The organism is Streptomyces sp. NPDC030798 (genome assembly GCF_055572275.1).
On record NZ_JBVIDR010000010.1, the window covers coordinates 238663 to 253843 of the forward strand.

The 15181-nt window shown below is 68.9% G+C and carries 14 protein-coding genes and 1 pseudogene; 6 read left to right on the forward strand and 9 right to left on the reverse strand.

The genetic code is table 11. From position 1 onward, the window contains the following. The first annotated feature begins 12 nt into the window (after window positions 1-12). The 5 genes from ACZ404_RS23850 (at window position 13) to trxA (ending at window position 4820) form a co-directional block, all read left to right on the forward strand. Window positions 13-1710, forward strand: a complete 1698-nt coding sequence (locus tag ACZ404_RS23850; RefSeq protein WP_468443029.1) for a protein kinase family protein — start codon at window positions 13-15, stop codon at window positions 1708-1710. 22 nt (window positions 1711-1732) lie between these two features. Beyond that, the gene (gene sigM / locus ACZ404_RS23855; protein ID WP_468443031.1) at window positions 1733-2458 is read left to right on the forward strand and encodes an RNA polymerase sigma factor SigM; all 726 of its coding nucleotides are present in this window, start codon (window positions 1733-1735) and stop codon (window positions 2456-2458) included. After that, window positions 2455-3333 carry an anti-sigma factor family protein gene (locus tag ACZ404_RS23860; protein WP_468443033.1) on the forward strand — a complete coding sequence of 293 codons (879 nt, stop codon included), beginning with the start codon at window positions 2455-2457 and terminating at the stop codon, window positions 3331-3333. The genes sigM and ACZ404_RS23860 overlap by 4 nt, the downstream gene beginning before the upstream one ends. Before the next feature lie 135 nt (window positions 3334-3468). Next, window positions 3469-4440, forward strand: coding sequence for a thioredoxin-disulfide reductase (gene trxB / locus ACZ404_RS23865; RefSeq protein WP_468443035.1), 972 nt, complete (start codon window positions 3469-3471; stop codon window positions 4438-4440). A gap of 47 nt (window positions 4441-4487) precedes the next feature. Continuing rightward, a complete protein-coding gene (gene trxA / locus ACZ404_RS23870; protein ID WP_468443037.1) occupies window positions 4488-4820 on the forward strand; it encodes a thioredoxin in 333 nt (110 codons plus the stop codon). A gap of 106 nt (window positions 4821-4926) precedes the next feature. Here the strand turns inward: trxA and ACZ404_RS23875 are convergent, their stop codons facing one another. From ACZ404_RS23875 to rpmH, 9 genes and pseudogenes are all read right to left on the reverse strand, one after another. Further along, complete coding sequence (locus ACZ404_RS23875) at window positions 4927-5544, reverse strand: GNAT family N-acetyltransferase (protein ID WP_468443039.1); 618 nt, start codon at window positions 5542-5544, stop codon at window positions 4927-4929. A 320-nt stretch (window positions 5545-5864) separates the two neighbouring features. Beyond that, window positions 5865-6965: a ParB/RepB/Spo0J family partition protein gene (locus ACZ404_RS23880; protein ID WP_468443041.1), complete on the reverse strand. Its 1101-nt coding sequence runs from the start codon at window positions 6963-6965 to the stop codon at window positions 5865-5867. Next, a pseudogene (locus tag ACZ404_RS23885) lies at window positions 6962-8034 on the reverse strand (ParA family protein). The gene ACZ404_RS23880 and the pseudogene ACZ404_RS23885 overlap by 4 nt, the downstream one beginning before the upstream one ends. Window positions 8035-8356: 322 nt before the next feature. Then, on the reverse strand, window positions 8357-9073 hold the full coding sequence (rsmG, locus tag ACZ404_RS23890) for a 16S rRNA (guanine(527)-N(7))-methyltransferase RsmG (RefSeq protein ID WP_468443043.1): 717 nt from the start codon (window positions 9071-9073) through the stop codon (window positions 8357-8359). Window positions 9074-9190: 117 nt separating this feature from the next. Beyond that, complete coding sequence (locus ACZ404_RS23895; protein ID WP_468443045.1) at window positions 9191-9703, reverse strand: Jag family protein; 513 nt, start codon at window positions 9701-9703, stop codon at window positions 9191-9193. 15 nt (window positions 9704-9718) lie between these two features. Continuing rightward, the gene (gene yidC / locus ACZ404_RS23900; RefSeq protein ID WP_468443047.1) at window positions 9719-10999 is read right to left on the reverse strand and encodes a membrane protein insertase YidC; all 1281 of its coding nucleotides are present in this window, start codon (window positions 10997-10999) and stop codon (window positions 9719-9721) included. A gap of 3 nt (window positions 11000-11002) precedes the next feature. Next, on the reverse strand, window positions 11003-11368 hold the full coding sequence (gene yidD, locus ACZ404_RS23905; protein ID WP_468443049.1) for a membrane protein insertion efficiency factor YidD: 366 nt from the start codon (window positions 11366-11368) through the stop codon (window positions 11003-11005). Further along, the gene (rnpA, locus tag ACZ404_RS23910) at window positions 11365-11736 is read right to left on the reverse strand and encodes a ribonuclease P protein component (protein ID WP_468443051.1); all 372 of its coding nucleotides are present in this window, start codon (window positions 11734-11736) and stop codon (window positions 11365-11367) included. The genes yidD and rnpA overlap by 4 nt, the downstream gene beginning before the upstream one ends. A 21-nt stretch (window positions 11737-11757) precedes the next feature. After that, entirely contained in the window at window positions 11758-11895 is a 138-nt protein-coding gene (gene rpmH, locus ACZ404_RS23915) for a 50S ribosomal protein L34 (RefSeq protein ID WP_003956500.1), read from the reverse strand. Window positions 11896-12289: 394 nt separating this feature from the next. On the opposite strand from rpmH, the gene dnaA reads away from it, so the two are divergent. After that, window positions 12290-14302 (forward strand): chromosomal replication initiator protein DnaA, encoded by a 2013-nt coding sequence (gene dnaA, locus ACZ404_RS23920; RefSeq protein WP_468443053.1) that lies wholly within the window; start codon window positions 12290-12292, stop codon window positions 14300-14302. Window positions 14303-15181 lie beyond the last annotated feature (879 nt).

A 15181-nucleotide genomic window follows, 5' to 3' on the forward strand; every position in this document is an offset into this window, starting at 1 on the left:
GCAGGGACGACGGTGGCGGAACGGAGCACGGCTGCCGTCGACGTGGCAGACAACAGCGGTGATCAGCCGCTGACCGCCAAGGCGGACCAGTCCACGGCCGACGGGGTGGCCCAGAACCCGGAGCGGGACACGGACAGCGACGAGGCGCAGGGGAGCGGCGGGACGGAGGGTTCCGGAACGAAGGCCTCGCCGCCCGAGTTGCACAGCGGCCACAAGCTCGCCAGACGCTACCGTCTCGAGGAGTGCGTCACCCGTCTGGACGGATTCAGCAGTTGGCGTGCGGTCGACGAGAAACTCCGCCGTGCCGTCGGCGTGCACATCCTGCCGGCGGACCATGCGCGGGCCCGTTCCGTCCTGGCCGCCGCCCGTTCCTCCGCGCTGCTCGGCGATCCGCGCTTCGTCCAGGTCCTCGACGCCGTCGAGGAGAACGACCTCGTCTACGTGGTGCACGAGTGGCTGCCCGACGCCACCGAGCTGACGGCCCTGCTGGCGGTCGGCCCGCTGGAGCCGCACGACGCCTACCAGATGGTCAGTCAGATCGCCTCCGCCATGGCCGCGGCGCACCGCGAGGGCCTCTCCCACCTCCGGCTGAACCCGAACGCCGTGCTGCGCACCTCCACCGGACAGTGGCGCATCCGCGGCCTCGCCGTGAACGCGGCGCTGCGCGGCATCAGCTCCGACACCCCGCAGCGCACCGACACCGAGTCGATCGGCGCCCTGCTGTACGCGGCGCTGACGCAGCGCTGGCCGTACGAGAGCGACGCCTACGGGCTGTCCGGGCTGCCCAAGGACGTCGGTCTGATCGCGCCGGACCAGGTGCGGGCCGGGGTCCACCGTGGCCTGTCCGAACTGGCCATGCGCGCACTCGTCAACGACGGGGCCACCGCCTCCCGTCACGAGGCCGCGTGCACCACGCCGGAGGAGCTGGTGAAGGCGATCGGTGAGATGCCGCGCATCCGCCCGCCCGAGCCGGCGTTCACCGCACCGCCCGAGTACCAGCGCACGACCTACCAGCAGGGCACATACGGCCGCCCGGCGCCGCACCCCGGCGTCACCCAGCCCCTCACCACCCCGCCGCCCCCGCTGCAGAGCCGCACCGGCAAGGCCCTGAAGTGGGCGGTCTCGGCCCTCCTCATCGCGGCCCTCGGCCTGGGCAGCTGGCAGCTCGCGGACGCGCTGATGGGTGAGAATGACAAGTCCAACGACACCAACAACACCCAGACACAGGACGGCGGCGACAAGAGCCCGAAGAAGCCGACGGCCGGCAAGCCGATCGGCATCAAGGGCGCGCGTGACTTCGACCCGTTCGGCCCCGACCACTCCGAGAAGCCCGGCGACATAGGAAAGGCCTACGACAACAGCACGGCCACCTACTGGCAGACGGACTTCTACCTGAGTCCGAAGTTCGGCAACCTGAAGTCGGGTGTCGGTCTCATCCTCGACCTCGGCAAGGTGCAGCAGGTCGGCAAGGTGACCGTCACGTTCGTGGGGGAAACGTCGGTCGAGCTGCGTGCCGCCGGCGCGGACGCAGGGTCGGAGCCGACGTCCTTCGACGCCTACAGCAAGGTCGCCAACGGCTCGGGCACCACCGTGGAACTCGAGCCCAAATCCCTCAAGACTCAGTACCTCCTGGTCTGGTTGACGCAGCTGCCCCCGGACAACGGGGGCCACTGGCGGGGCAGAGTGGCAGACATCAAGGTGACCAGCTGAGGTCTCCACTCGGGAGGGGCAGATGGCGGAGGGTGCCGGATACGGCGGGGCAAGTGATCAGGAGTTGCTTGCCCGTCATGTGGAGGGCGATCCCGATGCCTTCGGTGAGATCGTGCGGCGGCATCGGGACCGGCTGTGGGCCGTGGCGCTGCGGACGCTGGGGGACCGGGAGGAGGCCGCTGACGCGGTGCAGGACGCCCTGGTGTCCGCCTACCGGGCCGCGCACACCTTCCGCGGGCAGTCGGCCGTCACCACCTGGCTGCACCGCATCACCGTGAACGCCTGCCTGGACCGCGCCCGCAAGGCGGCTTCCCGGAAGACGGCCCCGGTCGACGACACCGAGCGCCTGGAGCAGCTGCTGGAGCCGCACGAGTCGGCCTCCGCTCCCGCCGAGCGCAACGACGTGTACCGGCAGCTGCTGGAAGCCCTCGGCACCCTCCCCCAGGAGCAGCGCGCGGCCCTGGTCCTCGTGGACATGCAGGGATACCCGGTCGCGGAGGCTGCCCGGATCCTCGATGTACCCACGGGGACGGTGAAGAGTCGGTGCGCTCGGGGCAGAGCCAGGCTTCTCCCCCTGCTCACCCATCTCCGGCCGGGCAGCGGAGAGGACGAAAAAGAACCCGGGGCGGGACGGAACCGGGTGGAGGGGACATCCGTCCCACCGGCGAAGGGCGCTCGGGATGCAGCTCCCGGGGACACAGGGCCGAGCGATTCAGCCGTAGTGAAGGGCGGAGGTGGGCGAGCGTGACTTCCACGCCAGACACGGCCGGGCACCCGGACGTCGCGGAGATCTCCGACCTCACCGAAGGCCTGCTCCCGCCGGACCGCAGCATCGACGTGCGGCTTCATCTGGACGCATGCGAGCCGTGCGCGGGCGTCTACGCCTCGCTGGAGGAGATCCGTGGGCTGCTGGGCTCCGTACCGGCACCTGTGCACATGCCCGCCGATGTGGCCGGGCGGATCGACGCCGCCCTCGCTGCCGAAGCACTGCGCGCCGAGGACCATGAGGGTCATGTTTCACGTGAAACGTCGCTCCCTTCCGACCGGCCCGCGGGGCGCCCCCAGGCCGCGACCGGTCCGGGACGCAAGGGACGCGATCGCGGGCGGCGCCGGAGGCGTGTGGTCCTGGGAACAGTCCTCACGGCCGCCGTCCTGGGAGCAGGGACCCTGGTCCTGCAGTCGTTCAGCGGCAACACCTCCGACACCACGGCCCAGACCAAGCCGACGCTCGCCGTGAGCCCCTTCTCCGGCGCCAGCGTTCAGAGCCAGGTGAAGGATCTGCTCGCCACCAAGAAGGGCACGCAGCCCGGCTCCGACAGCCGGCGGCCGCGCTCTGGCGAGGATTCCCAGCAGAACAGCCCCGGATCGACCCAGAGCGCCAACACCCTCATCCAGACCCAGCCCCCGGTCCCCGACTGTATCCGCCAGGCGATCAACAGCACTGGGACTGTCCTCGGCTCCAAGCCGGGCAGCTATGCGGGCAAGAGCGCCTACCTCGTCGTGCTGCCCGACGCGCAGGACAGCACCCGGGTCACGGCATACGTCGTCGAGGCGGCCTGCATCGGTCAGCAGCCCCCCTCCACCGGCAAGGTACTGCTGAAGCAGTCCTACCCTCGTCCCTGAGCCCCTCCGTCTCGATCCGCGTGTGCCCGGACACAGCGGGAATGCGCGCCCCTTAGGATCCGTTGGGTGGGGTGAGAGTTCTGAAAGGGGCTCCCACCGGTCGACTGACGCAGACCAGAGACGAGGAAACAAGCCGTGAGCGACGTCCGTAACGTGATCATCATCGGCTCCGGGCCCGCAGGCTACACGGCGGCGCTCTACACCGCGCGCGCGTCGCTGAAGCCCCTGGTGTTCGAGGGGGCCGTCACCGCTGGTGGCGCGCTGATGAACACCACCGAGGTGGAGAACTTCCCGGGCTTCCGCGACGGCATCATGGGCCCCGAGCTGATGGACAACATGCGGGCGCAGGCCGAGCGCTTCGGCGCCGAGCTGATCCCGGACGACGTCGTCTCCGTCGACCTCACAGGTGAGATCAAGACCGTCACCGACACCGCGGGCACAGTCCACCAGGCGAAGGCCGTGATCGTGACCACCGGCTCCCAGCACCGCAAGCTGGGCCTGCCGAACGAGGACGCCCTCTCCGGCCGCGGTGTCTCCTGGTGCGCGACCTGTGACGGGTTCTTCTTCAAGGACCAGGACATCGCCGTGATCGGTGGCGGCGACACCGCGATGGAGGAGGCCACCTTCCTCTCCCGGTTCGCCAAGTCCGTGACGATCGTCCACCGCCGTGACACCCTGCGCGCCTCCAAGGCAATGCAGGAGCGCGCCTTCGGTGACCCGAAGATCAAGTTCGTCTGGGACAGCGAGGTCGCCGAGGTACAGGGCCAGCAGAAGCTCTCCGGTCTGAAGCTGCGCAATGTCAAGACCGGCGAACTGTCGGACCTGCCGGTGACGGGCCTGTTCATCGCGATCGGTCACGACCCGCGCACCGAGCTGTTCAAGGGCCAGCTGGACCTCGACGAGGAGGGCTACCTGAAGGTCGCCTCCCCGTCCACCCGCACCAACGTGACCGGTGTCTTCGCCGCCGGTGACGTGGTCGACCACACCTACCGTCAGGCGATCACCGCGGCCGGCACCGGCTGCTCCGCCGCCCTCGACGCCGAGCGCTTCCTCGCCGCGCTCGCGGACGAGGACAAGGCCGAGCCCGAGAAGACCGCGGCCGTCTGACCCCTCCCTTCCCCGCCCCACCGCACGATCAAGTTAAGGAGCCCGCCGTGGCCGGCACCCTGAAGAATGTGACCGACGACTCCTTCGAGCAGGACGTCCTCAAGAGCGAGAAGCCCGTCCTGGTGGACTTCTGGGCCGCTTGGTGCGGTCCGTGCCGTCAGATCGCCCCGTCGCTGGAGGCGATCGCGGCCGAGTACGGCGACAAGATCGAGGTCGTCAAGCTCAACATCGACGAGAACCCGGGTACGGCCGCCAAGTACGGCGTCATGTCCATCCCGACCCTGAACGTCTACCAGCGTGGCGAGGTCGCCAAGACCATCGTCGGCGCCAAGCCGAAGGCCGCCATCGTCCGGGACCTCGAGGACTTCATCGCCGAGTAGTCGGGCGGTGCCGTTGAGCGGACGGCACATGTTTCACGTGAAACACGAATGGGCCAACCCCCACGGGTTGGCCCATTTGCATGAGAGCCTCGGCCGAGCCCGCCCTCTACAGCGGCCGTAGCGCCGGCTCCTTCTGCACAGCGCCCAGAAGCCGGTCCAGCGCCAGCTCCACGTCTTCCTTCCAGGACAGTGTGGAGCGCAGCTCCAGCCGAAGCCGGGGATGCGTGGGATGCTGCCGTACCGTCTTGAAGCCCACGGCCAGCAGATGATCGGCGGGCAGCAGACAGGCGGGTTCTTTCCAGCGGGCGTCACCGAACGCCTCGATCGCCTTGAAGCCGCGCCGCAGCAGGTCCTTGGCGACTGACTGGACCAGCACCCGCCCCAGCCCCTGTCCCTGATAGCCGGGCAGGACGAACGCCGTCATGAGCTGGACGGCATCCGGCGACACCGGGCTCGTGGGGAACGCCGTGGAGCGCGGGACATAGGCCGGCGGCGCGTAGAGCACGAACCCCACGGGCACGTCGTCGATGTAGACCACCCGGCCGCACGAACCCCAGTCGAGCAGGACCGCGGAGATCCAGGACTCCTTCTCCAGCGCGGCCGTGCCGCCTCTTACCGCGGCCTCGCCGCTGACGGGGTCCAGTTCCCAGAAGACACACGAGCGACAGCGCTTGGGAAGGTCCTGAAGGTTGTCCAGCGTGAGCGGTACGAGCCGTCGCCCCATGAAGGCTGTTCCTCGCTTCCTTCGCCCGCTGCATCGCGAGCGGCTGTCAGAGCGCCCCGTTCCCTGAGCAGGCTGCCGACGAATCCGCCGACCACCCCGAGTCCCAGGCCTGCGCTCACCAGTCCGGTCCGGCTCATCGATCGCATGGCCCCTGTCTCCCCACTCAGAGATGCTGCCAGGTGGATGCGCCATACCCATCCGCATCGTATCCACGAAGCGATTGCCTCGATACTGCCTCAAAGCAAAGAGCGGACCGCGTTCCGGTACACACCGGACACGGCCCGCTCCCCTGGGACGACCGGGGCGTTACCGCCCGAGGCTCAGTCGTTCGACTCCTCGGCCTCGCTCTCCGGGTGGCCCTTCTGGAGCGCCAGCCGCTCACCGGGAGCGAGCGAGCTGAGGATCCGCTCGAGGTCCTCCGGCGAGGCGAACTCGACCGTGATCTTGCCCTTCTTCTGTCCCAGTTCGACCTTCACCCGCGTCTCGAACCGGTCCGAGAGCCGGGTCGCCAGCTCGCTGAGCGCCGGGGAGGGCACGGAACCGGCCCGCGGCCCCTTGGCTCGCGGAGCCCGCTGGGGCCGCGAACCCATCAGCGTCACGATCTCTTCCACGGCCCGCACCGACAGCCCTTCGGCCACGATGCGATGGGCCAGCCTGTCCTGCTCCTCCGAGTCCTCGACGGACAGCAGCGCACGGGCGTGCCCGGCCGAGAGCACCCCGGCGGCCACCCGCTTCTGCACGGTCGGCGAGAGCTTGAGCAGGCGCAGGGTGTTGGAGACCTGGGGGCGGGAGCGCCCGATCCGGTCGGCCAACTGGTCGTGCGTGCAGTTGAAGTCCTTCAGCAGCTGGTCGTAGGCGGCGGCCTCTTCCAGCGGGTTCAGCTGCGCACGGTGCAGGTTCTCCAGCAGGGCGTCCAGGAGGAGCTTCTCGTCGTCCGTGGCCCGGACGATCGCCGGGATGGCCTCGAGGCCGGCCTCCCGGCAGGCCCGCCAGCGACGCTCGCCCATGATCAGCTCGTAGCGGGCGGGACCCAGCTGCCGTACGACGACGGGCTGGAGCAGGCCGACCTCCTTGATGGAGGTGATCAGCTCGTGCAGCGCGTCCTCGTCGAAGACCTCACGCGGCTGGCGCGGGTTGGGTGTGATGGCGTCGAGGGGGATCTCGGCGAAGTGCGCGCCCACCGGAGACGCGGGCGCCTCCGTCAGCGGGCTCGCCGCGGGCTCCTCTGTTTCATGTGAAACAGGCGGCAGCGTAGCCACCTTCGCCGCGGCCACCCCGCGGTCGGCCATCAACGCCGGGACCGCGGCCGGAGACGTGGACGCTCCGCCACCCAACGCGGCCGGAGCCGGGTTCTTCTCGGTCGGTGCAGCAGGGATCAGTGCGCCGAGACCACGGCCCAGCCCCCTCCGTCGCTCACTCACTGGATCCCCTCCACCATGTCGGATCGTTCTGTGCGCCGATGTGGGCCTGGCTCGCGTCATAGCTGATGCCGATGCCCTTCAGCGCGATTTCTCGGGCGGCCTCAAGGTAGGAGAGGGCGCCGCTCGATCCAGGATCGTAAGTCAGCACCGTCTGCCCGTAGCTCGGCGCCTCGGAGATACGGACCGAGCGGGGAATGCTCGTCCGCAGCACCTCGTCACCGAAGTGGGTGCGCACCTCTTCCGCGACCTGCGAGGCAAGACGCGTCCGGCCGTCGTACATGGTGAGCAGGATGGTCGACACATGCAGGGTCGGGTTGAGGTGCCCCCGTACCAGGTCGACGTTGCGCAGCAACTGGCCCAGACCCTCCAGCGCGTAGTACTCGCACTGGATGGGGATGAGGACCTCTTGGCCGGCGACGAGCGCGTTGACCGTCAGCAGGCCCAGCGACGGCGGGCAGTCGATGAGGATGTAGTCCAGCGGCTGTTCGTAGGCCTGGATCGCCCGCTGGAGCCGGCTCTCCCGGGCCACCAGGGACACCAGCTCGATCTCCGCACCCGCGAGATCGATGGTGGCGGGGGCGCAGAAGAGGCCTTCGACGTCCGGGACGGGCTGGACGACCTCGGCCAGCGGCTTGCTCTCCACCAACACGTCGTAGATGGACGGCACTTCGGCGTGGTGGTCGATTCCCAGCGCCGTGGAGGCGTTGCCCTGCGGGTCGAGGTCGATCACCAGGACACGGCCACCGTGCAGAGCCAGCGAAGCGGCAAGGTTGACGGTCGTCGTCGTCTTGCCCACGCCGCCCTTCTGGTTGGCGACCACGATGACTCGGGTCTGCTCCGGTCGCGGCAGGCCTTCGCCGGCGCGCCCCAGAGCCTCCACCGCCAGTTGGGCAGCACGACCGATGGGAGTGTCGTCCATCGGGGGCGGTGTTTCACGTGAAACATCCGCTCCCATCGATTCGGTACGGGGACCGGGGACCGGATCGGTCATCGGTCCCGCGATGTTGGCGTCGGACCGCAAGGATTCACTCTCCTCGACTTCAGGCTCGCAATGAACAGAGCCTCCCATGTCTTCGGGGTCGTGAACCAGTGAGGCCTGGTGTTCTGTGGAGAAATCCACCTCTGTGGACAACTCCATGCCCCCTGAGGGGGGCGGGGTGCCAGGCGAGACGGGGTTCTCTGCGAGGGAACCAAGAGGCTTGCGGTCGCGAGGTTCGGCCGCAGCCCGGCCGCGACTGATGATGCCGTGCAGCAGTGAGCGACGTTTCACGTGAAACACGATGCACAGCGACAGCGACCGGACCTTTGCGACACTCCGGCTTGAACGGCTTTGGCAGCTTGTGTGGAGTACGTCTCCCCGTCAGGACGGCGCGGAGAGTCTGCCTCACGGGTCAGCGGCGCCGCCGTGCGCGCCCGGTCCGGGCCGCCTTGGCCCGCTTGGCCGCGAACCGCACGCCACCCGGACTCTCCCCCACCTCGACCCGTACGACCGTGGACGGCGGATCCACCACGCCCTCACCCACATGCAGGATGGACGTCGACACCGCACCCAGCTTGCTGAGGGCGGTGGCCGCCGACTTCAGCTCCTCCTCGGCGGTGTCCCCCTTGAGCGCGAGCATCTCCCCGTACGGGCGCAGCAGCGGAATGCCCCACGTGGCCAGACGGTCGAGCGGGGCCACGGCACGGGCGGTCACCACATGGACCGGGGGCAACTTGCCCATGACCTCCTCGGCCCGGCCCCGCACCACGGTGACGTGGTCCAGGCCCAGCAGCTCGACGACCTCGGTGAGGAAGGTGGTCCGCCGCAGCAGAGGCTCCAGCAGGGTGATGTTCAGGTCGTCCCGGACCAGGGCCAGCGGAATCCCCGGCAGGCCGGCGCCCGAGCCGACATCGCACACCGTCACCCCCTCAGGGACGGCCTCCGAGAGCACCGCACAGTTCAGCAGGTGCCGCTCCCACAGCCGGGGCACTTCGCGCGGCCCGATCAGCCCACGCTGGACGCCCGCCTCGGCGAGCAGCTCCGCATAGCGGACCGCATCGGCGAAGCGATCGCCAAACACTTCCCGCGCCTGCTCGGGCGCGGGGGGAAGCTCCGCTGCCTCCGTCACGGGGACCGTCCTTCCGTACAGCGCCGGCGCTGTACGCGCCGGCCACCAGAACTACCAGGCTGACAAAGTTCGGCCCCGCCTGCGGGCAGACGGGGCCGGTGGAACGTGGAGAGTCGATCAGGCGGGAAGCACGACGACGAACCGCTGCGGCTCCTCGCCCTCGGACTCGCTGCGCAGTCCGGCGGCCTTGACCGCGTCGTGCACGACCTTGCGCTCGAACGGGCTCATCGGCTTGAGCTGCACGGGCTCGCCGGTGCTCTTGACCTCGGCGGCGGCCTTGGCGCCCAGCTCGGAGAGCTCGGCGCGCTTCTTGGCCCGGTAGCCCGCGATGTCCAGCATGAGCCGGCTGCGGTCGCCGGTCTCCCGGTGCACGGCCAGACGCGTCAGCTCCTGGAGTGCCTCCAGCACCTCGCCGTCCCGGCCGACCAGCTTCTGCAGGTCACGGCTGCCGGTGTCGCTGATGATCGACACGGACGCGCGGTCGGCCTCGACGTCCATGTCGATGTCGCCGTCGAGATCGGCGATGTCCAGCAGACCCTCGAGGTAGTCCGCCGCGATCTCGCCCTCCTGCTCCAGGCGGGTGAGGGTGTCTGCACCCTCGGCAGCGGCGGAGGTGGTGCCTTCCGTCACGGGATGGGCTCCTTCTTACTTCTTGGACGGGGACTTGGGCCGCTGCGGTCCACCCTTGCGCTGGCCGGACTGGGCCTTGCTGCGGGTGCCGGAGCCGGGCTTCGTGGACTGCTGGGCAGCTGCGGGCTTGGCGTCCTGCGGCTCGTCCGACTTCGCCAGGGAGGTGGCCGGCGTGGCCTCGCCCGCCTGCTTGGGACCGGACTGACGCTGGGCCTTGCTCTGCCGCTTGGGCTGCTGGCGCCGTACGGCGGTGGCGGTCGCCGTGGTGGTGGCCGTACCGTCCTCGGACTGGACCACGGCCTGGCTCTCGCTCCTCACCACGGAGCCGTCGGCCTGGGCGGCGAGGCCGGCCTTGTTGAGGCCGTTGATGAACTTGCGCTCGAACTCGTTGCGGTCGCGGCCCTTGGCGACGATCGCCTTGACGATGGTCTTCTCGCTCCGCCGGCGGACCTTGCCGTGCTGCGTCACGTGCTTGGTCAGACGCTCCAGGTAGGCGGCCTGGGCCTTGGAACCCGGGGTCGGGTTGTTGTGGATGACGTACATCTGCTGGCCCATGGTCCACACGTTGGTGGTCAGCCAGTAGACGAGGACACCGACCGGGAAGTTGATGCCGAAGACGGCGAACATGACGGGGAAGACGTACATCAGCATCTTCTGCTGCTGCATGAACGGCGTCTTCACCGTGGTGTCGACGTTCTTCGTCATCAGCTGGCGCTGCGTGTAGAACTGCGACGCCGACATCAGCACGATCATGACGGCGGTGACGACCCGCACATCGGTGACCGTGGCGCCCAGGGCCTGGACGGTGGCGGAGCCGTCCTTGAACTTCGCGGCCAGCGGGGCCCCGAAGATGTGCGCCTTACGGGCACTGGCCAGCAGCGACTCGTTGATGACGCCGATGGTCGTGCCCGACGCGATGCCGTTGAGCACGTGGTACAGGGCGAAGAAGAACGGGGACTGCGCCAGGATGGGAAGGCACGAGGAGAGCGGGTTGGTGCCCGACTCCTTGTACAGCTTCATCATCTCTTCGGATTGACGCTGCTTGTCGTTCTTGTAGCGCTCCTGGATCTTCTTCATCTCGGGCTGGAGCGTCTGCATGGCCCGGGTCGCCTTGATCTGCTTCACGAAGAGCGGGATCAGGCAGATGCGGATCAGGATCACCAGAGACACGATGGACAGGCCCCAGGCCCATCCGGTGTCCGGGCCGAAGATCGCGCCGTACACCGTGTGGAACTGGACGATGACCCATGAAACGGGTGTCGTGATGAAGCTGAAGAGGCTGGCAATCGTGTCCACTAATCATGCTCCTTGGGCATGGGACGAAGTCTCTGCGGCCGGGCTCGGAGCAAGCCCGGGACGGGGCTTCTCTCCGGTGGCCGGTTCGGCGGCGGAGGTCCCGCCCTTGCGTGCGCGCCAAGCGTTGCGCAGCATTTCGTGCCATCGCGGGCGCTTGCGCGGCGGAACATGGTCCACACCGCCGAGCGACCACGGGTTGCACCGGAGGATGCGCCAGGCGGTGAGGGCCGTTCCCTTGATCGCACCGTGCCGGTCGATGGCCGTGTAGCCGTAGTGGGAGCACGACGGGTAGTACTTGCAGACCGGCCCCAGCAAGGGGCTGATCGTCCACTGGTACAGCTTGATCAGAGCCAGCAGCGGGTACTTCATCGCGCGCCCCCTCCCAGCAGCCGCTGAAGGGCGGCATCCAGGTCTCGGGCCAGCTGTGCGTGGTCTGCGTCGCCCGATCCGGGCAGCGCTCGTACGACTACCAGGCTACCGGGGGGAAAGAGGGCGACTCGGTCACGCATCAGATGGCGCAGTCTGCGCTTCACTTGGTTGCGCACGACCGCTCCACCCACGGCCTTGCTCACGACGAAACCCGCACGCGTCGGGGGAGCGCTCTCCCCAGGCGCGTGCGGGTCCGTGGCACCGCTACGAAGGTGGACGACGAGGGTCGGGCGGCCTGCCCGACGACCTCGTCGTACCGCGGTCGCGAAGTCCTCGCGCCGCCTCAGCCGGTTCTCGGTGGGCAGCACGACGTCATGACCTGATCGGGATCAGGCGGACAGGCGGGCGCGACCCTTGCTACGGCGGGACGCGAGAATCGCGCGGCCGGCACGGGTGCGCATACGCAGCCGGAAGCCGTGGGTCTTCGCGCGACGACGGTTGTTCGGCTGGAAGGTGCGCTTGCTCACTCGGGGGCTCCAGAAGAAATCGGTAGTGGCGGGGTGCCGTCCTGGCTGTCACCGTGCGCCCACGAGTAGCTCGCGTCACGCCCGAGTGCACCGCTTCCCGATCACCTGCAAGTGATCTGTGCCCATCGGAGGCAGGCGGCAGCAGCCATCGACAACTCGACCTGGTTACGGTACGCGGGGCTACGCCATTCGGTCAAACCGGGGGTCACGCAGAGACACTATCCACAGGCTGGGGACAACAACTTGAACCGCAGCCGCCGCCCTGACTACCGTGGCTGACTCCGATTCGTTCCCTTATCCCCGGCCACGCGGGTTTGCTCCCGAGGGCCGCCCGAGTTTCATCCCGACCGTCCTCGAATCACACGTTCGTGGGACCTGCGAGAGAGCGTGCCCTGTGGCTGACGTACCTGCCGATCTTGCCGCAGTGTGGCCACGAGTACTGGAGCAGCTCCTCGGTGAGGGCCGTGGGCAGGGGGTCGAGGCGAAGGACGAGCACTGGATCCGGCGCTGTCAGCCGCTGGCGCTGGTGGCGGACACCGCTCTGCTCGCCGTACCGAACGAATTTGCCAAGGGCGTACTGGAGGGCCGCCTCGCGCCGATCGTCAGCGAGACCCTGAGCCGCGAGTGCGGCCGCCCCATCCGCATCGCGATCACCGTGGACGACTCCGCGGGCGAGCCGCCGGCCCCGCAGGCACCCCCGTCCCCCAAGAATCCGGCCGAGCCGGGCCCCCCGCAGCCGCGCTACGAGGAGCAGGAGCTGCCCTCCGGCGGATACGAGGGCTACGGCCGCCACCGGGCCGCCGACCCGCTGCCCGGCAGCGAACCGGTCGCCCGCCAGGACCAGCTCCCGACCGCCCGGCCCGCCTACCCCTCCGAGTACCAGCGCCGCGAGCCCGGCGCCTGGCCGCGGCACGCGCAGGACGACTACGGCTGGCAGCAGCCCCGGCTCGGCTTCCCCGAGCGCGACCCCTATGCCTCGCCGCCGCAGGACGCCTACGGGGCGCCGTCCCCGGACTACCGCCCGCAGGCCATGGAGCGCCCGCCGTACGAGGCACCGCGCGGCGAGTACGAGACGCCGTCCCGCGAGTACGAGTCCCCGCGCGACTACGACCGCCCGGACTACGACCGCAAGGACTACGACCGCAAGGACTACGAGCGTCCGGACTACGACGCCCGCCCGGACTACGACACCCCCCGCGCCGAGTACGACCAGCGCGACCCCGTCCGCCGGGAGCTGCCCGACCAGCCGTCCGGCGGCGCCGGCGCCGTGCACCGCGGCGGCCCCGGCCGCCCCGACCTGCCGCCGTCCGGGGGCAGCGGCGCGCCCGGTCCGCTGGCCGCGCAGCCCGCGCCGGCGAGCGGACCCGGTGAACCGACCGCGCGCCTGAACCCGAAGTACCTCTTCGACACGTTCGTCATCGGCGCATCCAACCGCTTCGCACACGCGGCCGCGGTGGCCGTGGCCGAGGCGCCGGCGAAGGCGTACAACCCCCTCTTCATCTACGGCGAGTCGGGGCTCGGCAAGACGCATTTGCTGCACGCCATCGGGCACTACGCGCGCAGCCTCTACCCGGGCACGCGCGTGCGCTACGTCAGCTCCGAGGAGTTCACCAACGAGTTCATCAACTCCATCCGCGACGGCAAGGGCGACAGCTTCCGCAAGCGCTACCGCGAGATGGACATCCTGCTGGTCGACGACATCCAGTTCCTCGCGGACAAGGAGTCGACGCAGGAGGAGTTCTTCCACACCTTCAACACCCTGCACAACGCCAACAAGCAGATCGTGCTGTCCTCCGACCGGCCGCCCAAGCAGCTGGTCACGCTGGAGGACCGGCTGCGGAACCGTTTCGAGTGGGGCCTGATCACCGACGTCCAGCCGCCCGAGCTGGAGACGCGCATCGCGATCCTGCGCAAGAAGGCGGTGCAGGAACAGCTCAACGCCCCGCCGGAAGTGCTGGAGTTCATCGCCTCCCGCATCTCGCGGAACATCCGCGAACTGGAGGGCGCGCTGATCCGGGTGACGGCGTTCGCCTCGCTCAACCGGCAGCCGGTGGACCTGGGCCTGACCGAGATCGTGCTGAAGGACCTGATCCCGGGCGGCCAGGACGCGGCCCCCGAGATCACCGCGACCGCCATCATGGCCGAGACGGCGCAGTACTTCGGGCTCACGGTGGAAGACCTGTGCGGCACCTCGCGCGGCCGCGCGCTGGTCACCGCCCGCCAGATCGCCATGTACCTGTGCCGGGAGCTCACCGACCTCTCGCTGCCGAAGATCGGCGCGCAGTTCGGCAACCGCGACCACACGACCGTCATGCACGCCGACCGCAAGATCCGCGCGCTGATGGCCGAGCGCCGCTCCATCTACAACCAGGTGACCGAGCTGACCAACCGCATCAAGAACGGCTGACGCGGCCGGCCCTGCGACGACCGCGGCTCTCAGGCGCCCCCGGGAGGCTTCCCGGGGGCGCCTCGCTGTGTCCGCGCCCCTCTCCGGCTGGCCCTGCCCGTCCCCGGAGGCCTTCCTTCGCGGCAACCCGCTGTTCGATTACCTGCCTGGTTACGGCCACTCTCCACAGATTCGGTGACTTTCTTGCGTCCACACCCTGGGGACTGTGGAGTTGTCCCGAACTGCGTCCACAGGCAGCGGGGGGAAGCGGCGTCCGCCCAGCTCAGGTCCCTGTGGAATCGTGGACGAAGGATCTCCACAGACTGTGGACGACGAAAAGATCCACAGGCTGTGCACGGAGTTTTCCACGGGAAGCCCACAGGCTGGGCGCGGTTGTCCCCAGCGATCGCCGGCTTCTCCACATGGCTGTCCACTGTTCGGCAACGCGACGCCCCCTCTCACCGCGTCGAGTGAAAGCCGTCACACGAAGGTGCCGGATTGGGCTGTGGGAAACGTGGGTAAACCTGGGGACGCAGCTGGGGAGAACTGCCCGTCGTCTGTGGGCGAGGTGTGCAGAACTTTCTGTTCTCCACAGACCTGCCCAGTTGTCCACCGGCTCCACCCACAGGGGCAGTGGACAAAATTTGCGGTCTGAGCTGGGCAAACGAGGTTATCCACGGTATCCACAGGCCCTACTACTACTCCCGACTAGAGAGAGCTCGGGAATCGTTTGGAAGCGGGACCTGTGCACAACTCGCCCTCTCGAGCCCGGCCGCCCCTCGGAGCGACTTGACCCCGACAGGCACCTACTGTCAGTGGGGTGCGTCAGACTGGTCCCCGGTGTCCTTCCCTTCGCAGTGGGCGGTGACACCGAGTCGGAGGACTCAGTAGCAACAGCAG

What these genes read in the sequence shown, in the direction of transcription:
- sigM (WP_468443031.1), top strand. Translation starts at nt 1,733, where the DNA reads ATGGCGGAGGGTGCCGGATACGGCGGGGCAAGTGATCAGGAGTTGCTT.
- ACZ404_RS23875 (WP_468443039.1), bottom strand. Translation starts at nt 5,544, where the DNA reads ATGGGGCGACGGCTCGTACCGCTCACGCTGGACAACCTTCAGGACCTT.
- yidD (WP_468443049.1), bottom strand. Translation starts at nt 11,368, where the DNA reads ATGAAGTACCCGCTGCTGGCTCTGATCAAGCTGTACCAGTGGACGATC.